22 protein-coding genes are annotated in these 22217 nt (G+C 61.1%); 16 read left to right on the top strand and 6 right to left on the bottom strand.

The annotated features are described in order from the left end of the window. The first annotated feature begins 171 nt into the window (after positions 1-171). Entirely contained in the window at positions 172-996 is an 825-nt protein-coding gene (locus tag SM763_RS11630) for a lytic transglycosylase domain-containing protein (RefSeq protein ID WP_368998633.1), read from the top strand. A gap of 23 nt (positions 997-1019) precedes the next feature. On the opposite strand, the gene SM763_RS11625 is transcribed toward SM763_RS11630, so the two are convergent. After that, positions 1020-1601 (bottom strand): TetR/AcrR family transcriptional regulator, encoded by a 582-nt coding sequence (locus tag SM763_RS11625; protein WP_065272695.1) that lies wholly within the window; start codon positions 1599-1601, stop codon positions 1020-1022. A 220-nt stretch (positions 1602-1821) separates the two neighbouring features. On the opposite strand from SM763_RS11625, the gene SM763_RS11620 reads away from it, so the two are divergent. The 4 genes from SM763_RS11620 (at position 1822) to SM763_RS11605 (ending at position 4313) form a co-directional block, all read left to right on the top strand. Then, positions 1822-2082 carry a hypothetical protein gene (locus tag SM763_RS11620; protein ID WP_274827752.1) on the top strand — a complete coding sequence of 87 codons (261 nt, stop codon included), beginning with the start codon at positions 1822-1824 and terminating at the stop codon, positions 2080-2082. Between the two features lie 100 nt (positions 2083-2182). Next, positions 2183-2647 carry a nuclear transport factor 2 family protein gene (locus tag SM763_RS11615; protein WP_065272696.1) on the top strand — a complete coding sequence of 155 codons (465 nt, stop codon included), beginning with the start codon at positions 2183-2185 and terminating at the stop codon, positions 2645-2647. A gap of 35 nt (positions 2648-2682) precedes the next feature. Further along, positions 2683-3297, top strand: a complete 615-nt coding sequence (locus SM763_RS11610) for a pyridoxamine 5'-phosphate oxidase family protein (protein WP_065272697.1) — start codon at positions 2683-2685, stop codon at positions 3295-3297. Positions 3298-3353: 56 nt separating this feature from the next. Beyond that, positions 3354-4313 (top strand): alpha/beta fold hydrolase, encoded by a 960-nt coding sequence (locus tag SM763_RS11605; protein ID WP_368998632.1) that lies wholly within the window; start codon positions 3354-3356, stop codon positions 4311-4313. 254 nt (positions 4314-4567) lie between these two features. Here SM763_RS11605 and SM763_RS11600 read toward each other — a convergent pair whose 3' ends face one another. Further along, entirely contained in the window at positions 4568-5197 is a 630-nt protein-coding gene (locus SM763_RS11600; protein WP_065272698.1) for a 3-oxoacid CoA-transferase subunit B, read from the bottom strand. Then, complete coding sequence (locus tag SM763_RS11595) at positions 5197-5919, bottom strand: CoA transferase subunit A (RefSeq protein WP_065272699.1); 723 nt, start codon at positions 5917-5919, stop codon at positions 5197-5199. Before SM763_RS11595 ends, SM763_RS11600 begins: the two co-directional genes overlap by 1 nt. A 258-nt stretch (positions 5920-6177) precedes the next feature. Here SM763_RS11595 and SM763_RS11590 point away from each other — a divergent pair, with 258 nt between their 5' ends. Continuing rightward, complete coding sequence (locus SM763_RS11590) at positions 6178-7308, top strand: Hint domain-containing protein (protein WP_274831294.1); 1131 nt, start codon at positions 6178-6180, stop codon at positions 7306-7308. Between the two features lie 188 nt (positions 7309-7496). Here SM763_RS11590 and topA read toward each other — a convergent pair whose 3' ends face one another. The 3 genes from topA to tldD form a co-directional block, all read right to left on the bottom strand. Continuing rightward, complete coding sequence (gene topA / locus SM763_RS11585) at positions 7497-10193, bottom strand: type I DNA topoisomerase (protein WP_368998631.1); 2697 nt, start codon at positions 10191-10193, stop codon at positions 7497-7499. Positions 10194-10380: 187 nt separating this feature from the next. Next, positions 10381-11577, bottom strand: a complete 1197-nt coding sequence (gene dprA, locus SM763_RS11580) for a DNA-processing protein DprA (protein ID WP_368998630.1) — start codon at positions 11575-11577, stop codon at positions 10381-10383. A gap of 257 nt (positions 11578-11834) precedes the next feature. Next, on the bottom strand, positions 11835-13256 hold the full coding sequence (gene tldD, locus SM763_RS11575) for a metalloprotease TldD (protein ID WP_065272703.1): 1422 nt from the start codon (positions 13254-13256) through the stop codon (positions 11835-11837). A 207-nt stretch (positions 13257-13463) separates the two neighbouring features. Here tldD and coxB point away from each other — a divergent pair, with 207 nt between their 5' ends. The 10 genes from coxB to SM763_RS11525 all read left to right on the top strand — a co-directional run bounded on the left by coxB (position 13464) and on the right by SM763_RS11525 (position 22178). After that, positions 13464-14303 (top strand): cytochrome c oxidase subunit II, encoded by an 840-nt coding sequence (gene coxB / locus SM763_RS11570; protein ID WP_065272704.1) that lies wholly within the window; start codon positions 13464-13466, stop codon positions 14301-14303. Between the two features lie 127 nt (positions 14304-14430). Then, positions 14431-15372, top strand: coding sequence for a heme o synthase (gene cyoE / locus SM763_RS11565; protein WP_065273732.1), 942 nt, complete (start codon positions 14431-14433; stop codon positions 15370-15372). A gap of 1 nt (position 15373) precedes the next feature. Then, the gene (locus tag SM763_RS11560) at positions 15374-15544 is read left to right on the top strand and encodes a cytochrome c oxidase system small membrane protein (protein ID WP_065272705.1); all 171 of its coding nucleotides are present in this window, start codon (positions 15374-15376) and stop codon (positions 15542-15544) included. Then, positions 15544-16131, top strand: a complete 588-nt coding sequence (locus SM763_RS11555) for a cytochrome c oxidase assembly protein (RefSeq protein ID WP_065272706.1) — start codon at positions 15544-15546, stop codon at positions 16129-16131. Before SM763_RS11560 ends, SM763_RS11555 begins: the two co-directional genes overlap by 1 nt. A 23-nt stretch (positions 16132-16154) precedes the next feature. Next, entirely contained in the window at positions 16155-16970 is an 816-nt protein-coding gene (locus SM763_RS11550; protein ID WP_065272707.1) for a cytochrome c oxidase subunit 3, read from the top strand. A 129-nt stretch (positions 16971-17099) separates the two neighbouring features. Then, positions 17100-17786, top strand: coding sequence for an SURF1 family protein (locus SM763_RS11545; protein ID WP_368998629.1), 687 nt, complete (start codon positions 17100-17102; stop codon positions 17784-17786). Positions 17787-17790: 4 nt separating this feature from the next. Beyond that, positions 17791-19179: a threonine synthase gene (gene thrC, locus SM763_RS11540; RefSeq protein WP_368998628.1), complete on the top strand. Its 1389-nt coding sequence runs from the start codon at positions 17791-17793 to the stop codon at positions 19177-19179. After that, the gene (locus SM763_RS11535) at positions 19176-20441 is read left to right on the top strand and encodes a M16 family metallopeptidase (RefSeq protein WP_368998627.1); all 1266 of its coding nucleotides are present in this window, start codon (positions 19176-19178) and stop codon (positions 20439-20441) included. The genes thrC and SM763_RS11535 overlap by 4 nt, the downstream gene beginning before the upstream one ends. Further along, positions 20441-21031 carry a GNAT family N-acetyltransferase gene (locus SM763_RS11530; RefSeq protein ID WP_065272710.1) on the top strand — a complete coding sequence of 197 codons (591 nt, stop codon included), beginning with the start codon at positions 20441-20443 and terminating at the stop codon, positions 21029-21031. The genes SM763_RS11535 and SM763_RS11530 overlap by 1 nt, the downstream gene beginning before the upstream one ends. A gap of 307 nt (positions 21032-21338) precedes the next feature. Next, positions 21339-22178 (top strand): MBL fold metallo-hydrolase, encoded by an 840-nt coding sequence (locus SM763_RS11525; protein ID WP_368998742.1) that lies wholly within the window; start codon positions 21339-21341, stop codon positions 22176-22178. Positions 22179-22217: the final 39 nt, after the last annotated feature.

Below are 22217 nucleotides of genomic sequence, written 5' to 3'. Positions count from 1 at the left end.
TAAAGGATTTAAGTCTTTATGAGGTGTAAACCTGCGTGGCTTTTGCGCGGCAGGCCCCTGTAAATATGGCGAATATGCCAGATTCTGAACCTGTGGACTGGATTCGGGTAGGGATTTCACCGAGTCTTGAGACCCAAAAGCTGAGCGCTTCACAGGATTTTGAATAGTCCCATGACCATTCGTCGTTTTCGTGCCGCTGTTGCGGTGTGGTTTTCCCTTTGGCTTGCCTTTCCCGTAAGCGCGGAACAGGCGCCTAAACCTTTTCCCGACTTCGAGGCAAAGCGGGTCAAGCCGCCGCAACCCGGGGCAGGGCCGCGCATCACCGTGCAAATCGAACCAAATGCGGAGGCGCCCCCAGCGCAAGCGGTGGCGACCGGCGAAGCTGACGGAGAGATCCTGCCGGGGCGCTATGAGTGGTTCTGGGAGCAGGTTGCGCCGGAACTGGGGGCGACAACCGGCGCTGCACGTCTGGAGCTTGCCATCGCCGCGCTTTCCTCACCCGGGGGCACAGGTGGCGTTGCTGCGCCGCGGCTGCAGCTGCTGCAGGACATCGTTGCAGCGCAAGGCACGCCGATCCTTTTGTCCAGTGTGGGCACACGGGTCTCTCCGGCGCTGGCTCTGGCGGTGATCGCGGTGGAAAGCGAGGGGCGGGTAGATGCGCAAAGCTCGGCCGGGGCGCAGGGGCTGATGCAGTTGATGCCGGACACCGCCATCCGGTTTGGGGTTACCGATGCCTTCGAGGCGCCGCAGAATATTGCGGGGGGCGTCAAATACCTCGATTGGCTGATGCAGGAATTTGAAAACGACGCGGTTCTGGCCCTGGCCGGATATAACGCGGGCGAGGGCGCGGTGCGCAGCCATCAGGGCGTGCCGCCCTTTCCGGAAACGCGGGATTACGTGCCAAAGGTGCTGGCGGCCTATCAGGTGGCCCGCAGCCTGTGCATGACGCCGCCCGAGTTGATCACCGACGGCTGCGTTTTCCGCCGGTTTGAATGACCGGTTGAACAACCGGGCAGGTGTCAGGTTGAGGGGATCTGCAGATCAATCAGCCCGCGCGCGGCCTCTTTGGCGTCCGCAGCGGGGTCTCCGGCCAGCCCGCCGCCGCGCGCCAGCACTGCCGAGACGATTGCGCCTTCTTTCAGCAGCAGCAGCTGACGGGCCAGCAGCCGGGGATCATTGGCGTCGGCGGCCTCTGCGATTTCGGAAAAATGGTCCTGCAGGATCTGCTTGTGCGCGGCCGACTGGGCGTGGATCGGGTGGTTGATCTCCTGGAACTCGGCGCTGGCCTTGATGAACATGCAGCCACGAAACTCGGGCTTGGTGAACCATTCCGAAAGCGCGTCGAACAACGCCAGCATCTGTCCTTTCGGCGTGTCGCTCAGCTCTTCGATGCGGCGATAAAGCCAGTGGCGGAAGTTTTCATCCCGAAGGCGCAGCACCGCGAGGATCAGATCCTCCTTGGTGCGGAAGTGTTTGTACATCGATGTCTTCGACACACCGGTTTCGCTCACCAGCTTGTCCATGCCGGTGGCGTGAAACCCGTTCCGGTAAAATACATCAAGGGCCTTTCGGACCAGCTCGTCTCGCTTGTTTGGGCGCATGATTCGTCTCTTTGTGTACCGATCTGTACATAGTTTGCAGGTGCAGCGTTGGCAACTGCAACACATTAAAGTGAACAATTTCATAGGATTGAGATCGTGTTCACGAATTCGTTCAATGGACATCACAAAAAATGAATTGCAAAAGGGTACCGATCAGTACACTTTGAGTTCAGGATTTACCGATCAGTACAGTTAAGCAAGCGCAGCAGTGGAGGCGCAGATGAAACGACTATTCAGCCCCATGCGATCCCCTTTGGCTCCCGTTGTTCTGACCGCAGGTATTGCCGTGGCGATGCTAGCGCCCCCACCGCCGGAAGCTACCGTTCTTTCCCTTCCGTCTGACCCCGCCAATGGCGTCATGGTGCCGAGCCGCGCTGCCGCTCTCGCAACCCTTTTTACCGTTCATGTGGCTGCCCCGGTGGCTGCCCATGTGGCGAAGGCCAACACCCCGGCTTTCGCCTTGAAGGTGGCCGCCGACTGATTGGTGCCGCCCTCAATAAACCCCGGCCAAGCCTCCCCCTGGCCGGGGTTTCCTTACCTTCTCCTCCTCCGAACCAAATGAAGACCAAAGGACACGCCGAATGACCCGTCCCCCCTTGCCGCCTTTCGACGAAGCCAGCGCCAAAAAGAAGGTGCGCCTTGCCGAAGATGGCTGGAACACCCGCGATCCGCAGATCGTTGCGCCGGCCTATACCGATAACTGCCCCTGGCGGAACCGCGCCGAATTCGTCACCGGCCACGATGAAATTCGCGCCCTGCTGACCCGCAAGTGGTCGCGTGAGCTGGAATACCGCCTGATCAAGGAACTCTGGGCCTATACCGACAACCGCATTGCCGTGCGGTTTGCCTATGAATGGCGCGATGATAGCGGCCAGTGGTACCGGGCCTATGGCAACGAAAACTGGGAATTCGCCGAAGACGGCCGCATGCAGCGCCGCATCGCCTCGATCAATGACAAGCCGATCAGCGAAGACGAGCGTCTGTTCCACTGGCCGCTGGGCCGTCGCCCCGATGATCACCCCGGTCTGTCTGACCTCGGTCTCTGATCTGCCCGTTCAGTCCTAAGAAAGCGAGAGCAACCATGCCCCGTGCCTTTGCAGAAATTGCCTTTACCGAATCCGTGCGTGAGCATCAGAAGCGGCAGGGGTCTGCCCGTGCCTATGGGCGCCTGCTGGAAACCCCGGAACGCTCCGGTGATCGGATCGGCGTCGCCGAAGCCGCCTTTATCGCCGAGCGCGACGGCTTCTATCAGGCAACCGTTTCGGAAACCGGCTGGCCCTACGTCCAGTTCCGGGGTGGACCGCGCGGTTTCCTGAAAGTGGTGGACGAAAAGACCATCGCCTATGCCGATTTCAGCGGCAACAAGCAGTATATCTCGCTTGGCAACCTGACGGATAACGCCCGTCTCGCGATGATCCTGATGGATTACCCGAACCGGCGGCGGCTGAAGATCTGGGGCACGGTTGAAATCATCGAAGGTGCCGAGGCTACGGATGGCCTGTTCCCGACCGGCGCGCGCGCCGCGCCTGAGCGGGCCATCCTGATCCATCTGGAAGCCTTTGACTGGAATTGCCCCAGCCACATCCCCGAGCGTCTGACGCTGGAGGAGCTGGAGCCCCACCTGGCCCCCCTGCGCAGCCAGCTGGCCCAGCTCAAAGCGGAGAATGAAAGACTGAAAGCAGGCCAGAAGGTCTGAAGGCAGCCATTCCGTTTCTGCTGGCTGCAGTACGTTCTGTTACGAGGTAAATTGATATGACATTCGACCCGATGAACATGCTGAATTCAGCCCTTGTTACGGCGGCGCTGACGCTCTCTCCTGCGGTGGCGCCGTCGGCTCAGGCATCCACGATGCCTGAGACCGCCTTTTCCTCGCAAATGATCGAGGGCCTCACGATTGCCTATCGTGAGGCAGGTGATCCCAGGAATCCGACGGTGTTGCTGCTGCACGGGTTCCCCAGCTCTTCCTATATGTTCCGTGACCTGATCCCGGTGCTGGCGCAGGAGTATCATGTGATCGCGCCGGATTATCCCGGGTTTGGCGCCTCGGACATGCCGCTTGCTGCCGATTATGACTACAGCTTTGCCAATACGGCGGATCTGGTGACGCAGCTTCTGGACCAGAAGGGCGTGAAGAATTACGCGGTCTATATGACCGATTATGGCGCACCGGTTGGGTTTCGCATGTTCGCCGAGGATCCGGCGCGGGTCTCGGGTTTCATCATCCAGAACGCCAATGCCTATGAAGAGGGGCTAAGGGAGTTCTGGGGGCCGATGCGCGCCTATTGGGCCGATCCCAGCCCGGAGAACGGCGATGCGCTGCGCGGCTTTCTGACCCTTGATGCCACCAAATGGCAGTTCACCCATGGGGCAGAGGATCCGGCCAGCGTCAGCCCGGATCATTTCTGGCACGCCCAGTATCTGCTGGACCGCCCGGGCAACCAGGAGGTGCAGCTGGAAATGTTCCTCGATTATGGCTCGAACCTGAGCGAGTACCCCAAGTGGCAGGCACTGTTTCGCGAACACCAGCCCCCCGCGCTGTTGGTCTGGGGCGCCAATGATCAGATCTGCCCCGAGGAAGGGGCGCACCCCTATAAACGCGATCTTACCGATCTGGAGTTTCACTTGCTGAACACCGGCCATTTCGCCCTGCAGGAAAAGGGACCGGAAATCGCCGGGAAGATGCTGAGCTTTCTCGATCGTATCAACAACTGACAGGGTGGGGGCCGGGATGATATCCGCCCCCGCCTGTTTAACTGCCGCAATGCCTTTGCCATCGACATTGTTCAGGGCGAGGACATGGGCGCTACATCGCTGCTGCAGGCCGTCATCTCCTGTGGGCACAGCGCAAGTATGTACGCCTTTGGCACGGCGCGGGTGATTTCGAGGTCCTGCACCCGCTTCGGCCAAAAAGAAGGCCCGCCTAACGCATCAGGCGGGCCTTTTTTGTTTCTGCTGTCGCTAAGCAATCAGTTGACGATGGTCGCCTCTGTTGCGGCGCGCAGTTCTTCTTCGGTGACGCCTTCGGCCAGCTCAACGATCTTCAGGCCACCTTCGACCACGTCCAGAACGCCCAGACCGGTGATGATGCGGTCCACGACGCCCTTGCCGGTCAGCGGCAGGGTGCAGGCCTTCAGAACCTTGCTGTCGCCGTGCTTGTTGGTGTGGTCCATGACCACGACCACGCGGCCAACGCCTGCGACCAGGTCCATCGCGCCGCCCATACCTTTGACCAGCTTGCCGGGGATCATCCAGTTGGCCAGATCGCCGTTTTCCGCCACTTCCATCGCGCCCAGGATCGCCATGGCGATCTTGCCGCCACGGATCATGGCAAAGGACTGTGCCGAGTCGAAGAACGCGGTCTGCGGCAGTTCGGTGATGGTTTGCTTGCCGGCGTTGATCAGGTCGGGATCCTCGTCACCCTCGTAGGGGAAGGGGCCCATGCCCAGCATGCCATTCTCGGATTGCAGCGTCACCTCGACGCCTTCGGGGATGTAGTTCGACACCAGCGTCGGGATACCAATGCCGAGGTTCACATACCAGCCGTCCTGCAGCTCCTGTGCCGCGCGTGCGGCCATCTGATTGCGATCCCAAGCCATTATGCGGTCTCCTTCTGACGAACGGTGCGCTGTTCGATGCGCTTTTCGTGCTCGCCCTGGATGATGCGGTGCACATAGATACCGGGCAGGTGGATGTGATCAGGGTCAAGGCTGCCAGTGGGCACGATTTCCTCGACCTCGACAACGCAGACCTTGCCGCAGGTGGCGGCGGGCACGTTGAAGTTACGCGCGGTCTTGCGGAACACCAGGTTGCCGGTTTCGTCCGCTTTCCAGGCTTTCACGATGGCGAGATCGGCAAAGATGCCCTCTTCCATGATGTAGTCCTGCATGGCGCCATCCGGTCCGGTCGGGAACTGCTTTTCGAACTTGCCTTCGGCAATCACGGTGCCCACGCCGGTCTTGGTGAAGAAGCCGGGGATGCCCGCGCCGCCTGCGCGCATGCGCTCGGCCAGGGTGCCCTGCGGGTTGAATTCCAGCTCTAGCTCTCCGGACAGGTACTGGCGCATGAATTCGGCGTTCTCACCCACGTAGGAGGAGATCATCTTTTTCACCTGCTTGGTCTGCAGCAGGATGCCGATGCCAAAATCATCAACGCCCGCGTTGTTGGAGGCGAAGGTCAGATCCTTGGTGCCGGCGTCTTTGATCGCGTCCAGCAGAAGCTCTGGAATACCGCAGAGGCCAAAGCCCCCGGCGGCGATGAACATGCCGTCATGAAGCAGCCCGTCAAGCGCTTCGGCGGCGTTGGAGTAGACTTTTTTCACGGAGTTCTCCCTAAACTGCCTATTGGAGAGGGTTCTGCGCCTCGGCGTCGGCAGAGTCAATAATACGGAGAAAAACGCGTATTTCTACGGAGTCAGGTTCCCATGACCGACGCCGTGACCACCGGTGTCCCGTGGCATGGCCGTGCCAGGACCTACTGTTAATGATGCTCAGCGAAACGGGTTTCCGGAAAGGGGAATGTTAAGAGTTGTTGGGCTAATGTTGGAATAGTTGAATATGTTGCGTGTAGGAGCCCTGTATTGGCTCAGAAAACAATCGAAGTTATCAATCTGGGGGCCATGGCCGATCTGGATCCTGACGAACAGGATGCGGTGGCCGAGAATGCGGCGGCGCTGGTCGGCATGACCTTCGGCTCTGCTGGATCTCCCTTGTATCAGCAGTTGGACTATCTCACCCTCGATGATCCAAGCGGTGACGGTGCGGTTTCCAGCAATGATTACGGCTGGTCTCCCGAAGATGTGATCTTTGATGGCATCGCGTCGGGGCTCGACAGTGTCATCGATTACCAGGTCGATCTCGTCTTCAATGACGGCTCCACAGCCGCGGCCGAGATTCTGTTGCTGCAGGATATGTCCGGGCGCACCTTTCTGGCGCCCTTTCTGGTGGGGTCGGCCAAAAACGATGTGCTGAATGATGGCGGCATTCGCTCGATGACGTTCACCGGCATCGTTAATGACGCGGGCACCCACGCCTATGTCGACCGCGAAGCCGATGCTTTTGTTGTGTGCTTCCTTGAAGGAACGCGGATACGCGCAGCGGCCGGGGAGGTCCCGGTGGAGCGCCTGTCGGTCGGCGATCTCGTGGAAACGCTGGATCATGGGTTTCAGCCCCTGATCTGGCTGGGGCAGGAAACCGTGTCAGCGGGGCGGCGGACCTCCCCGATCCGGCTTCGGGAAAAGGCACTGGGTGCGGGGTTTCCGGAACGCGATCTCTATCTGTCGCCGCAGCACCGGGTTTTGTTCGACTCGCCCATTGCAGGCCGGATGTTTGGAACGGATCAGGTCTTTGTCCCGGCAACAAAGATGATCGATCTGCCGGGCGTCACCCAGCCGGTGGTACAAGCGAGGCATCACTACTGGCACCTGATGCTCAAACGGCACGAAATCCTCTTCGCCGAAGGCGCGCCGGTCGAGAGTTTTCTACCGGGCCCCATCGCACTGGCAGGCCTGTCGCCGGAAAACCGCGCCAGCCTGCGAAAACGCCTGCCGTTTCTGATGCAGGGACAGCCCGCGCCAAGTGCCGCCAGACCCTGCATTTCCGGCGCTGCGGCTGCGAACCTCGTCCGGCGTCACCGGCGTAACAAACGGCCGCCTTTGGCGAACCCAGCCGCTTGGGAGGCTTCGCCAGGCATGCTGTGGGATCGCGCCTAGGCGCTGAACCTAGAATGCCGCCTGGACGAGCTTGAATTTGGGTTGTGCGAAGATGGTCAGCCCGGACCGCGCCGCGTCAGCGGCGCCGGGCCCAACGGAACGGTCACAGTTCTTCACTGTGCCCCGATCCGGCGGGAGCCGCCCGGTTTCTGGCCGGGCAGGGTGGTCATGTGTGGCGAAAGTCGAGCCTAGCTGTCGCTTGCATCATTGGCCGCGGTTTTCTTGCTGGCCGTCTTCTTGGCCGCAGGCTTCTTCGCGGTGGTTTTCTTCGCAGCAGCTTTCTTGGGCGCGGCCTTTTTCGCCGGGGCTTTCTTCTTGGTCTTGCCCGCTTTGTCGGTGATCAGCTGCACCGCCATCTCCATGGTAACATCCTTGGGCTCTACGTCCTTGGGCAGGGTGGCGTTCACCTTCTCCCATTTGACGTAAGGCCCATAACGACCGTCCATGATGCTGATGGCGCCGCCGCTTTCGGGGTGTTCGCCCAGTTCCTTCAGCGGCTTGGCAGCAGCGCGGCGGCCACGGCCCGGGTTGGCGCGTTTCTCGGCCAGCATTTCCACCGCCCGGTTCATCCCGATTTCAAAGACATCCAGCGTCTCTTTCAGGTTCACGTAGACCGGTTTTTCTTCATCCGGGCGCTGGTGCATGATGTAAGGACCGAACCGGCCAAGGTTCGAGGCGATCATGCCGCCATCGGGGTGTTCCCCGATCTGGCGCGGCAGGGTCAGCAGCGTTACGGCTTGCTCCAGAGTGATCTCGTTCGGGCCCCAGCCCGGCAGATAATCACGGCCCTGTTTTGGCAGGGAGGAGCGTGGCGGCTTCTTGTTTTCCGGCGTGGCCTCGCCGCGCTGGACATAGGGGCCAAAGCGGCCGGATTTCAGGTGGATCTCGTCACCGTCATCCTCGCCAAGGACCCGCTCATAGCCTTCGGCGCCTTCGCCAGAGATCGGGCGGGTGTAGTTGCATTCCGGGTAGTTGCCGCAGCCGACAAAACCGCCGGTGCGCGAGGTTTTCAGATGCAGCTGACCCGCACCGCATTTGGGGCAGATGCGCGGGTCGGTGCCATCTTCGCGCGGCGGGTAGAGCTGCGGCGCCAGCGCATCGTCCAGCACATCCAGCACCTCGGAGATCCGCAGATCCGATGTCTCGGCAATCGCAGCGGAAAAGTCGCGCCAGAAATTGCTCAGGATGTCCTTGTAATCGGCCTCACCGGCGCTGACGTCATCCAGCTGTTCCTCCAGCGCGGCGGTGAAATCATATTCCACGTAGCGTTTGAAGAAGTTCAGTAGGAAGATGGTGACGATCCGGCCCTTGTCCTCGGGGAACAGGCGGTTCTTCTCCTTACGGACGTATTCGCGGTCCTGGATCGTGGTGATCACGCTGGCATAGGTCGACGGACGGCCGATACCCAGTTCTTCCATCTTCTTGACCAGCGTCGCCTCGGTATAACGCGGTGGCGGCTGTGTGTGGTGCTGCAGGCCCAGAACGGCGGCGTTCTCCGACAGGATCGCGGCGTCCTTGCCCGCTTTTTCTGCCTGCGCTGCCAGCGAGGAGGCAAAGCTGACGTTTTCGCCGTTCATGATTTGCGGCAGGCGCTTGTCGTCCTCGTCCACCACATCGTCGCGGCCTTCTTCGTAGACGCGCATGAAACCGTCGAACAGCACCACCTGACCAGTTGCGCGCAGCACCACCTGACCGTCGCCTGATCCGATATCGACGGTGGTGCGCTCCATCCGGGCGCCTTCCATCTGGCAGGCAATCGTGCGCTTCCAGATCAGATCATAAAGCTTGCGCTGCTCTTCTTCGCTGACTTTCAGGCTTTTTGCATCGCGGCTCATATCCGTGGGGCGGATACATTCGTGCGCTTCCTGGGCGTTCTTGGCCTTGTTCTTGTAGATGCGCGGCGAGGACGGCACATAGTCGGCGCCATAGCGGGTTTCGATCTCTGCGCGGGCGGCCTGAACCGCCTCGGGCGCCATGTCGATACCATCGGTCCGCATATAGGTGATATAGCCTGCCTCATAAAGCCGCTGCGCCGCGTTCATACACTGGCGTGCGCCCATGCCGAACTTGCGGCTGGCTTCCTGCTGCAGGCTGGAGGTCATGAAGGGCGCCGACGGGTTGCGGGAGGCAGGTTTTGCCTCCACCGATTGCACCTTCAGGTCGCGGCTGGAAACTGCTTTGACTGCCAGGTCTGCGGCAGTGGAGTTGGCGAGGCTGTATTTATCCAGCTTGTCGCCGCCCAGAACCGTCAGGCGCGCTTCGAATTCCTGCCCGCGCGGGGTCGAAAGTTGCGCCTTCACCGACCAGTATTCGCGCGGATTGAAGGCTTCGATCTCCATCTCGCGTTCAACGATCAGCCGCAGGCAAACTGATTGCACCCGGCCCGCAGACCGTGCGCCGGGCAGTTTGCGCCACAGCACCGGCGACAGGTTGAAGCCCACGAGGTAGTCCAGCGCGCGGCGGGCCAGATAGGCCTCGACCAGCGGCATGTCCACCTGACGCGGGTTTTTCATCGCTTCGGCGACAGCTTCCTTGGTGATCGCGTTGAAGGTCACGCGGCTCACCGGTGTGTCCTTCTTGATCGACCGGCGCTTGGTCAGCGCTTCCTGCAGGTGCCAGCTGATCGCTTCTCCTTCGCGATCAGGGTCAGTCGCGAGAATCAGGGCGTTGTCTTCTTTCAGAGCGTCGGCGATGGCCTTGACGTGTTTGCGGCTGTCGTTTCCGACCTCCCATTTCATGTCAAACTCATGCTCGGTATCGACCGACCCATCCTTTGGCGGCAGGTCACGGACGTGTCCGTAAGACGCCAGCACAGTGTAGTCAGAGCCCAGGTATTTATTGATTGTTTTGGCCTTGGCCGGGGATTCGACGACAACAACTGGCATGTAAATTCAGGACCTCTTGAGGGGCGGATACTGCGCGTTCTATGGCGGGGCAACATGTGGCGCGCAAGGGGAGATTGTCAATCCGTGGGCTTTGGACGCATGCGTTGCGCTGCCTTTGCACCATGTTTTGCGCCATGTGGGGCAAGCTGTGAGGACCGGGTTGCTTGCCCGGATCGGCTGGCCCACGTCATCCTTCGTTCCTTCCGGGCGGGCGGGACAACATGCCCCCGGGATGGCGGTCGACTGCGCCATCCAGTTCCAGTTCGGTCAGGACCGAGGACAGCTCCTTTGGCGCGACAGAGAGGTCCTGCAGCAATTGATCCTCCGGCGTGGGAGAGGGGCCAAGACGAGCCAGAACCTGTTGATGCAGCGCGGCTGTTTCGCGCAGGCTTCGCCGTTCGGGAGGCGGCGGCGGCAGATCCGCGAGGCCTGCGTTGGCAGGTGGCGCGTCAGGCTGATCGGTAGAGCCTGAAAGAGGGGCAGGCTGTTCCACCGGCGGCAGCGCGGCGATCACGTCTGCGGCATTGCGCACCAATTGCGCCCCGTCGCGGATCAGCATGTTGCAGCCCGAAGCGCGGGCATCGAAGGGATGGCCAGGAACCGCCAGCACCTCGCGGCCCAGATCTAATGCGTCGCGGGCGGTAATCAGGCTGCCGGATTTGGCTGCGGCCTCGACCACCACAACGGCCTGGGCCAGACCGGCAATGATTCTGTTGCGTTTCGGGAAATGGCGGGCCTGGGGCGCTAGGCCCATGGGTTGCTCTGACAGGATCAGACCCTGCTCGCCGATGCTCTTGCCCAGACGGTTGTTTTCCGAAGGATAAATTACATCCGCGCCGCCTGCCATGACGGCAATGGTGCCGGAGGGCTGGGCGGCAAGATGCGCGGCGGTGTCCACGCCGCGCGCCAGCCCGGAGACGACCACATATCCTACGGCACTGAGATCATGCGCCAGTGCCCGCGCCATCCGCGTCCCGAGGGAGGAGGCATTGCGGGCCCCGACGATGGCAATCATGGGGCGTTGCAGCAAGGACAGGTCGCCAATGGCCCAAAGCGCGGGCGGTGCGTCTTTCAGGTGCGCAAGCGGAGCGGGATATTCAGGATCCGAAAAGCACAAAAGCCGCGCTTTGGCGGCTTTTGCGACATTTATTTCGGCGTCTACCGCATCGGAAGGGCATATTTCATACCCTTTGAGCCCAGCGGAACGTGCCATTTTAGGCAACGCTTCCAGCGCATTCTGCGCTGAACCGTGTTCAGACAGCAGCCGGTAAAATGTAGCCGGACCTACCCGTCTGGAGCGCAAAAGGCGAAGCCACGAACGCCGGAGATCTTCCGTGGTGGGTGGGAGTGGGGGGTGAGTGGAAGAATATGCTTCTTCAGTCATCCGTTGCTCCGCCTGTTTGCACAATTAGAATTAACCTTGACGGGTTAACAGGTGGTGAATGACCCTTAATTTTCCGAAGATTTTCGAATTCTTTGAATAGCTATTTGTTTTTAAAAGAAAAAAGTTGGCGCGATCGCGAATGGCGCCCTCTTCTCGGCGGCAAGACTGATTCAGTTTCTGATACAGTCACGCAAAAAAACGGACCGTTGGGTCCGTTTTGTGCTCAACTCCGAAGGGTTTGGTCGGGGAATCTTTACTTAGATTGCTGCCCCGCCAACGGTGAGTCCCCCCATTAGAACAGAGGGTTGGCCGACTCCGACGGGTACCCATTGGCCTGCTTTACCGCAATTGCCCATGCCGGGATCCAGTTCCATGTCGTTGCCGAGGGCGCGAATCTGCTGCAGCGCGGTGGCACCATCGCCGATCAGGGTTGCGCCCTTCACCGGTGCGCCGACCTTGCCGTTCTGCACCCGGTAAGCCTCGGTGCAGGAAAAGACGAACTTGCCGTTGGTGATGTCTACCTGTCCGCCGCCAAAGCCAACGGCCCAGATCCCGTCCTTGATTCCGGCCACCAGATCCGCCGGATCGGCATCGCCGCCCATCATATAGGTGTTGGTCATCCGCGGCATTGGGGCGTGGGCATAGCTTTGCCTGCGTCCGTTGCCGGTGGCCTCAACCCCCATCAGGCGGGCGTTCTGGCGGTCCTGCATGAAGCCAACCAGAATGCCGTCTTCGATCAGGGTGGTTTTCTGGCTGGGGGTCCCTTCATCGTCGACCGTAATCGAGCCGCGCCGGTCCGGGATTGTGCCATCGTCCAGAACCGTGACACCGGGGGAGGCAATCCGCTGCCCCATCAGCCCGGCAAAGGCCGAACTGCCCTTGCGGTTGAAATCGCCCTCAAGACCGTGACCGATGGCCTCGTGCAAGAGGATACCCGGCCAGCCCGGCCCAAGCACGACTTCCATCTCCCCGGCGGGTGCAGGCACTGCTTTGAGATTGACCAGCGCGATTCGTAGCGCCTCGCGGGCTTTGGCCTGCCAACTAACGGGATCAATCAACCCGTCCAGACCAACCCGGCCACCGCCTCCGGCCGAGCCGCTTTCGCGGCGGCCGTCCTGTTCCACGATCACCGAGACATTGAGCCGGGTCATCGGGCGCACGTCGCGCACCCGCACCCCGTCGGCGCGCAGGATCTCTACCTCTTGCAAGGAGGCCGCCAGCGTCGCCGAGACCTGAACCACCCGAGGATCCAGATCGCGGGCGAACGCGTCGATCTCGCGCAGGGTCTCGACCTTCACCGGGAAGGGCAGCGCGCTGATCGGATCGGTGTCGGCGTAAAGATGTCTGTTGGTGGCCGCAGGTGGTTCGGCATAGGTGCCGCCGCCATCGCCCACCGCAAGGCGCGCCGTTTCCGCGGCGCGGGTCAGAGCGCTGATCGACACGTCGGTGGAATGGGCGTAGCCCGCCACATCGCCATTGACCGCCCGCAAGCCAAAGCCTTCGGAGGCATCGTAACTGGCGCTGCGCAGCCGCCCGTCATCAAACACCAGCGCCTCCGATTTGCGCCGCTCGGCAAAAATCTCGCCATCGTCGGCCCCTTGAGTGGCGCTGCGCAGCACGCCAAGCGCCTCATCCTCGGGGAGGCTGGTCTCAAACGGGCGGTAGGCCGTGGTTTCCATGTCTCAAATCCTCTTCGCGACGGCGGTTTTTTTTGATCTAAATCAAGAAAGCGACGCTTTGCCGCTCGCCTGCCTCTTTATCTGCACGTTGGAATATGATTTTAAGCAGCGTCAAAGACAACGGGTTCGGTGCGTTTTATGGAATCAAGCTTTCCAGCGACGTTACCGGTAGCAGCTAATAACGCGATCAAACGATCAGGACACGATATGAAGAATGCTTTGATGCTTTCGGGCCTTTTCGCTGGCCTCTCAAGCCTTCCAGCCACAGCGCAAGAAGGTCTTGAATCCATTGGTAAGCCGACCAACGGCGGTCTGGGTTTCCAGCCGGCCGCAACTGAACTGGCGGAAGGCATTCACATGCTGGACGGGCTGATCCTGGTGATCATCACCGCCATCTGCGTTTTTGTGGCTGGTTTGCTGCTGTTCGCAATCGTTCGCTTCAACAAGCGCGCGAACCCCAACGCGGCGCAGTTTACCCACCACACTCCGATCGAAATCGCATGGACCGTGATCCCGATCCTGATCCTGGTTTTCATCGGCTCCTTCTCGCTGCCGGAACTGTTCCGCCAGCAGGAAATTCCCGAAGCCGACGTCACCATCAAAGTAACCGGCTACCAGTGGTACTGGGGCTATGAATACGTCGACCACGAGTTTGGCTATGAAAGCTTCCTCCTCGCCAAGGACGAACTGGCCGATTACGGCTATGCCGAGGACGAGTACCTGCTGGCAACCGACACCGCTGTTGTTGTCCCCGTTGGCAAGACCATCGTGATGCAGGTGACCGGCGCCGACGTGATCCACTCCTGGGCGATGCCTGCCTTCGGCGTGAAGCAGGACGCGGTTCCCGGCCGTCTGGCTGAACTGTGGTTCAAGCCCACCAAAGAAGGCATCTACTTCGGTCAGTGCTCTGAACTCTGCGGCAAGGACCACGCCTATATGCCGATCACTGTAAAAGTGGTCAGCCAGGAAGCCTATGACGCATGGCTGGACGGCGCGATCGAGGAATATGCGGGTCTGCCGCAGTCCTATCAGGTTGCCTCCAACTGACTAAAGCAGGGGCCGGAACGTCCGGCCCCGAACATGGGCGCGCCGCGATGGTAGCGCCCATAGCACCATCTTAAATGCAACGAGGATGCGCCCGCGCGGCCATCCTTCAGTGGCCGAAGAGACTGACATGAGCGACGCAAGCATCAATGCCAGCACCATCCGCGAAGACGAGCCCAGCTTTGGCGATTATTTCGCCCTGCTGAAGCCGCGCGTGATGTCACTGGTCGTGTTTACGGCCCTCGTCGGCCTGCTGGCTGCTCCGGTTGGTGTGCATCCGGTCATCGGATTTGCCGCGATTCTGTTCATTGCCATCGGTGGTGGCGCCTCTGGCGCGCTCAACATGTGGTGGGATGCGGATATCGATCAGGTGATGAAACGTACCAAGTCGCGCCCGATTCCCGCAGGCAAGGTCGACAAGGGCGAGGCGCTGAGCCTTGGTCTGGCGCTTTCGGGCCTTTCCTGCATCATGCTGGGACTGGCGACGAACCTCTTTGCCGGTGCGTTTCTGGCCTTCACCATCTTCTTTTACGTCGTCATCTACACCATGTGGCTGAAGCGGGCGACGCCGCAGAACATCGTTATCGGCGGTGCCGCCGGGGCCTTCCCGCCAGTGATCGGCTGGATCGCCGCCACCGGCACCATGTCGGTTGAACCCTGGCTGATGTTCGCGCTGACCTTCATGTGGACGCCGCCGCACTTCTGGGCGCTGGCGCTGTTCATGCGCTCGGATTACGATGATGCGGGCGTTCCGATGCTGACCGTGACCCACGGTCGCCGCGCCACCCGCGTTCATATCCTCGTCTACACCATCCTGCTGGCGGTTCTGGCTGTGGGCACCGGGTTCTCGGGCATCGGTGGTCCGGTCTATCTGGCCGTGGCCGTGGTACTGAACGCGCTGTTCCTGCACGGCGCCTGGAAGATCTTCCGCCGCGATGAGGACGACAGCGAGGCCGACAATTTCAAGGCTGAGCGCAGTTTCTTCAAGCTGTCGCTGCTCTACCTCTTTTTGCACTTCGGCGCGATTCTCGTCGAAGCCCTGTTGAAACCCTATGGTCTGGGAGGCTGGTAATATGGCTTTGCGCAAGGAACATGAACTGCACAAACGGCGCCTCGGGCGCAACATGGGCGTTGGCCTGCTGCTGGGCGCCTTTGTGGTGCTGGTGCTGGCTCTGACCATGGTCAAGGTAACCTCGAACGGCTTCAAATTCCCGCAGACCCAATCACAGGCGGGGCAGGGCTGATGGCGATCAAAGGACCACAGAAAACGGTTCTGCAACTGGTCGGCGTGGTCGCGCTGATGGGCGGGCTGTCTTGGGCGTCGGTGCCCTTCTATGACTGGTTCTGCCGGGTCACCGGATTTGGCGGCGTCACCGGCGTGGCAGAGCAAGGCGCGGATACTGTGCTGGATCAGACCATCACGGTGCGCTTTGACGGTTCCAAGGAGCGCGACATGCCCTGGGAGTTCAAACCCGTGCAGCGCGAGATGGAGCTGAAGATCGGCGAGACCGGTCTGGCCTTCTACGAAGCATACAATCCAACCGACCACCCCGTCGCGGGGCAGGCAGCGTATAACGTGACGCCTTATTCGGCCGGTGGCTACTTTGAGAAAATCGCCTGTTTCTGCTTCACAGAGCAGGTGCTGCAACCGGGGGAGCGGGTGCAGATGCCCGTGACCTTCTTTGTGGATCCGGAAATCGTCAACGACCGGGACGCAAAATACGTGCATACGATCACGCTTTCGTACACGTTCTATGAAATCGATCTGCCCGAGGGCTATGCCGCTCTCGACACCGGTGATAAAGCCGGGGCAGGCATAACCACGAACTAGGCCGCTAGGTGAGGGACACTTAAATGGCGCATGCTAAAAATCACGACTTTCATATTCTGCCGCCGTCGATCTGGCCGTTTCTGGGCTCCGTAGGCGGGTTTGCAATGCTGTTCGGCGCAGTGCTGTGGATGCATGGCATCACGGCATGGCTGTTCTGGGGCGGCCTGGCGATGGTGCTCTATGTCATGTTCGCCTGGTGGTCCGAAGTGGTGGCCGAAAGCCGTCAGGGCGATCACACCCCGGTGGTCCGCATCGGCCTGCGTTATGGCTTCATCCTCTTCGTGATGTCCGAGGTGATGTTCTTCTTCGCCTGGTTCTGGTCGTTCTTCAAACACGCCATCTACCCGATGGAAACCTATGTCGGCACCTCCTATGTGCAGCCCGACATCTATCCGGTCGATGCCTTCCACCTGCCGCTGATCAACACCCTGGTCCTGCTGCTGTCCGGCTGTGCCGTGACCTGGGCGCACCACGCACTGGTGCACAACAACGACCGCAAGGCGCTGGTTCAGGGCCTGTCCATCGGTATCGTTCTGGGCCTCTTCTTCACCTTCCTGCAGGGCTATGAATACGCGCACCTGCTGCACGAAGGCTGGGAATTCGGCGCTGATGAGTTCTACTCGAACTTCTTCATGGCCACCGGTTTCCACGGTTTCCACGTGATCATCGGCACCATCTTCCTGACTGTTTGCCTTATCCGTGCGCTGAAAGGTGACTTCACCCCCGAGCAGCACGTCGGTTTCGAGGCCGCTGCCTGGTACTGGCACTTCGTTGACGTTGTCTGGCTGTTCCTCTTCGTAGCGGTCTACGTCTGGGGCACCGCAGGTCTGGCGCACTAAGCCGACCCGGGCGACACCGGAAATTGTAGCGGGTACAGGTTTGTGGTTCCAAAATCCGCAGACAGCCCGTAAGAAACGCAGCGCGCGGGGGCTTCCTCCGCGCGCTTTTCCATTGGCGATGAGGACGCGATGCGGCGGTTTATCTTTCTATCCCTTGTTGGCGGGCTGGGCCTATTGGCGCTGCTATCGCTTGGGATCTGGCAGATGCAGCGCCTGGCCTGGAAGGAAGACATCCTGGCCACCATCGAAGCGCGCATTGCGGATGCCCCCGGCCCTTTGCCCGAGGTGCTGGAGCCTGAGTGTGACAAATACTTGCCTGTGCGTCTTGAGGGCGAGATCCTGCCGGGTGAATTGCACGTTCTGACCTCGATCCAGGGCACCGGCGCGGGCTATCGCGTTATCGCGCCTTTCGTGACCGACGGCGGTCGTCGCCTGCTGCTGGACCGTGGCTTCATCATCGCCAGCCGCAAGGATGAGACCCGCACCATCGGTTCTGCGACCGTGATCGGCAACCTGCACTGGCCGGTCGAGGTGGACGGGTTCACACCGGAGCCGGACACGGAAAAGAACATCTGGTATGCCCGCGACGTTGCGCCGATGGCGGCAGAGCTGGGCACCGAACCGGCGATGGTGATCCTGCGCGAGCTGCGCTCGGACTTAGTGGATCCCGGCGCGACCCTGCCGCAGCCCGTTACCATATCGGGCATTGCCAATGACCACTTGCAATATGCACTCACCTGGTTTTCGCTGGCCTTTATCTGGGCCGCGATGACCGCCTATTTCCTGTGGCGCAACCGCGTCAAATCCGAAGGCTGAAGCGATGAAATACATCTCCACCCGCGGGCAGGCGCCCGAGCTGACGTTCGAAGAGGCGATGCTGACCGGGCTGGCCCGCGACGGCGGCCTTTATGTGCCCGCCGAGATCCCGCAGATGAGCCATGATGAGATCGCGGCCCTGTCGGGCCTGTCTTACGAGGAAACTGCCTTCCGGGTGATGCGCCCCTTCCTCGGCGATTGCTTCACCGATGACGAATTCCGCGAGATCATCGCCAAGGCCTATGCCGGGTTTGGTCACGCTGCTCGCGCACCGCTGAAACAGCTGGCGCCCAATCATTTCTTGTTGGAGCTGTTCCACGGCCCGACCCTCGCGTTCAAGGACTTCGCGATGCAGCTGATCGGTCAGCTCTTCGAAGTCGCCCTGAAGCGCCGCAGCGAAAGCGTGACCATCGTCGGCGCCACCTCTGGCGATACCGGCTCTGCCGCGATTGAAGCTTTCCGGGGGCTGGATGCGGTCAATGTCTTCATCCTTTATCCCCATGGACGCGTCAGCGAGGTGCAGCGCCGCCAGATGACCACGCCTGCGGACAGCAACGTGCACGCACTGGCGGTCGAAGGCGACTTCGACGACTGTCAGGCGGCGGTCAAGGACATGTTCAACGATTTTGAGTTCCGTGACAGCGTACGCCTTGCCGGGGTGAACTCGATCAATTTTGCCCGCGTGCTGGCGCAGGTGGTCTATTACTTCTCCTCTGCTGTCAGCCTTGGCGCGCCGCATCGCAAGATCAGCTACACCGTGCCCACGGGCAACTTTGGTGACATTTTCGCCGGCTATATCGCCAAACAGATGGGCCTGCCCATCGACCAACTGGTGGTGGCCACCAACCAGAACGACATCCTGCACCGCTGCCTCTCGGGGCAGGGCTATTTCAAGGGCGACACCATTCCCTCGATCAGCCCGTCGATGGACATTCAGGTCTCTTCCAACTTTGAACGTGCCCTGTTCTACGCCTACGGGCAGGATGGCGCTACCGTGGGTCAGTTGATGGATGAGCTGAAGACGGGCGGCTTTGAGGTCAGCCAGGGCGCCATGCAGGCGCTGCAGGAGACCTATGTTTCGGGCCGCGCCTCGGAAGAAGAAACCATGGCGACGATCAAATCCGAATGGACCGCCTCGGGCGAACTGCTGTGCCCCCACGGCGCCGTTGGTGTGAAGGTTGCAAACCAGTTGCGCGTTGCCGATATCCCCATGGTGACGCTGGCGACGGCCCACCCGGCGAAATTCCCAGCCGCGGTGGAAGAGGCGAGTGGTATCCACCCGCCGCTGCCCGCCCGCATGGCGGATCTTTATGAGCGCGACGAGCGCGTCACCCGCATCGACAACGATCTGGCCGCCCTTGAGGCGCATATCAGAAAGAACATCGCGAATTGACAGTTCAGCAACACACACTCGCCAACGGGTTCCGCATCGTTTCGGAGAACATGCCGGGGCTGGAATCCGCCTCTATCGGGATCTGGGTGACAGCAGGCGGCCGCCACGAGCGGCCTGAACAGAATGGGATCGCCCATTTTCTTGAGCATATGGCCTTCAAGGGGACTAAGACCCGGTCGGCGCTGCAGATTGCCGAGGCGATCGAGGATGTGGGCGGCTATATCAACGCCTATACCAGCCGCGAGGTCACGGCCTATTACGCGCGGGTTCTGAAGGATGACGTGCCGCTGGCGATGGATGTGATCGGGGATATCCTGCTCAATCCGGTGTTCGACCCGCGTGAGATTGAGGTCGAGCGCGGGGTGATCCTGCAGGAGATCGGTCAGGCGCTGGATACGCCGGACGATGTGATCTTTGATTGGTTGCAGGAAGAAAGCTATCGCGATCAGGCGCTGGGGCGCACCATTCTGGGCCCGGCAGAACGCATTCGCAGCTTTTCTCGTAATGACCTGCAAGGCTTTGTCGATCAGCACTACGGACCGGGACAGATGATTCTGGCTGCGGCCGGTGCGGTGGATCACGACGCGCTGGTGCGGCTGGCCGAGGCGCAGTTCGGCCATATGGCGCCACGACCAGTGCCGGAACCGGATGCCGCGCGCTTTACCGGTGGCGGCGAGGCGCGGCGGGATAAGCCGCTGGAGCAGGCTCATTTTGCGCTGGCTCTTGAAAGCCCCGGCTACCGCGATGATGAGATCTACACCGCGCAGATCTATGCCAGCGCCCTTGGCGGCGGCATGTCCTCGCGTCTGTTCCAGGAAATCCGCGAAAAGCGGGGTCTTTGCTATACTATCTTTGCGCAGGCAGGCGCCTATGCGGATACCGGGTCGACGACGATTTATGCAGGGACTTCGGGCGATCAGCTTGCCGATCTGGCGCATATCACCATCGACGAAATGAAGCGCGCCGCCGAAGATATGCGCGAAGACGAAGTTGCGCGCGCGCGCGCCCAGATGAAGGCCGGCATGCTGATGGGGCTAGAAAGCCCGTCGAACCGCGCCGAACGTCTGGCTCGTCTGGTGCAGATCTGGGACCGGGTGCCGCCGCTGGAGGATACCGTGGCCCGCATTGACGCGGTAACCGTCGCCGGGGTGCGGGCTTTGGCCGAACGCCTTGCGGTCGCGGCACCGGCGGCGTTGGCGCTTTATGGTCCGGTCGCTGATGCGCCCAGTCTGGCGCGGCTGCAGGAGAGGCGCGCTGCCTGATGCTGCTGTCCCGCCGTAAAGTCCGGCTTGAAACAGAACGTCTGACGCTCAGACCGCCGGTGCATGGCGATTTTCACGGCTGGGCGGCGTTGCGGCTGCAAAGCCAGGACTATCTTGTCCCTTGGGAGCCGGTCTGGGCGCCGGATCACCTCAGCCGCAAGGCCTTTACCAACCGGGTCTACTGGGCGCAGCGGGCGGTGTCCTCCGGCTCGGCGCTGCCGCTGTTCCTAGTCCGGCGCTCGGATCAGACGCTGGTGGGGGCGATCACGCTGGATAATATCCGCCGCGGTCCAGCGCAGGCGGGTACCCTTGGATACTGGACCGGGCAGCCCTTTGCGCGGCGTGGTTACATGGCCGAGGCGATTGGCGCGGTGGTGCATCATGCCTTTGGCAAGCTGGACCTCAGCCGGATCGAGGCCGCCTGCCTGCCGGAAAACGTGGCCTCGCGCGGATTGCTGGAACGCTCGGGCTTCAAATACGAAGGCGTCGCGCAATCCTATCTGCAGATCAACGGCCGCTGGCGCACCCATGTGCTCTATGCCTCGCTGCGCCACGACCGGCGCGGCAAGACGCTGGTCGGTCAGGCTTAGAAATACCTCTTCGAAGTATGAGGGCGACCCCTCCCGCGCCCGCAGATGCACCGGTTGTGCCGATGCCCCTTGGCGGCCTTGGGCATGGTACCGTGCGCTGCACGGTGCAGCGCCGCGCCTAGCGCGGCGCCGGGCCCAACGGGGCAGGGGCATTCTGTGAATGCCGCGGGCCGGGCGGGAGTGTTTGCCGACACGATCAGAGCGCAGCGGCGCATAACTCGGGGCAGTGTCTGGGGGCAGAGGCTCACTTATGCTGATTTTGCGGAAAACAGGCTGACAGAAAGGGCGAGTGCGCTACACTTCTGCCATGCGTGTTTTTGTTCAGTATCTGGTTTCGCTCGTAGTCTCGGCAATCTTCGCCGCTCCGCTGGCCGCGCAGGAGCGCCGGGCCAGCCATTGCATTGCTCTCGCTGAGGCGGCCCCAGGGATTGCCTATCTGTATAAGGCCAGCTGGCAGGACCCGGTGCCGGAACATTCGGTGCGGATCCGGTATCTGTCGCACGCCAGTTTCCTGATCCAGACCGAAGGTGGCCTGAACGTGGTGACCGACTTCACCGGCTTTACCGGATCGGCCGATTTCATCCCGGATGTGGTCACCATGAACCACGCTCATGAAACCCATTGGACCGCCCATCCCGATCCGGCTATCCCGCATGTGCTGGAAGGCTGGGGTGCCTTTGGTGAGGGGATCAGCCACCATCTGGATCTGGGTGAAATGCTGATCCGCAACGTGCCCACCGATATCCGCTCTGCCTACAGCGATGGGGTCGAGGTGGCCGGGAATTCGATTTTCGTGTTTGAGGTCGCCGGGCTGTGCATCGGGCATTTGGGCCATCTGCATCACGTGCCGACGCCCGAGCAATTCGCGGCGCTGGGGCGGCTTGATGTGGTGATGGCCGCCGTGGATGGCGGCATGACCCTGGCGCTGCCTGAAATGGTCGAGGTGTTGAACCGGCTGCGGTCCTCGGTAATCCTGCCGATGCATTGGTTCACCGGCTACTCGCTGGAGCGTTTCCTGTCGCAGATCGGGCCGGAGTTCGACGTGGTGCAGGATGGCGCGGCAGATATCACTGTGTCGCTGCGCAGCCTGCCGGACAGGCCGACGATCCATGTGCTGCGCCCCTCTTATCTGCGCAAAGACGAGTAAGCAGTCTTGCCTTGGGAGGCGCAATTGGACATGCAGGTC

It is taken from the genome of Pseudophaeobacter sp. C1-32P7 (assembly GCF_041008775.1).
GTDB lineage: Bacteria > Pseudomonadota > Alphaproteobacteria > Rhodobacterales > Rhodobacteraceae > Phycobacter > Phycobacter gallaeciensis_A.
This window is presented reverse-complemented; position numbering and strand designations above follow the sequence as displayed.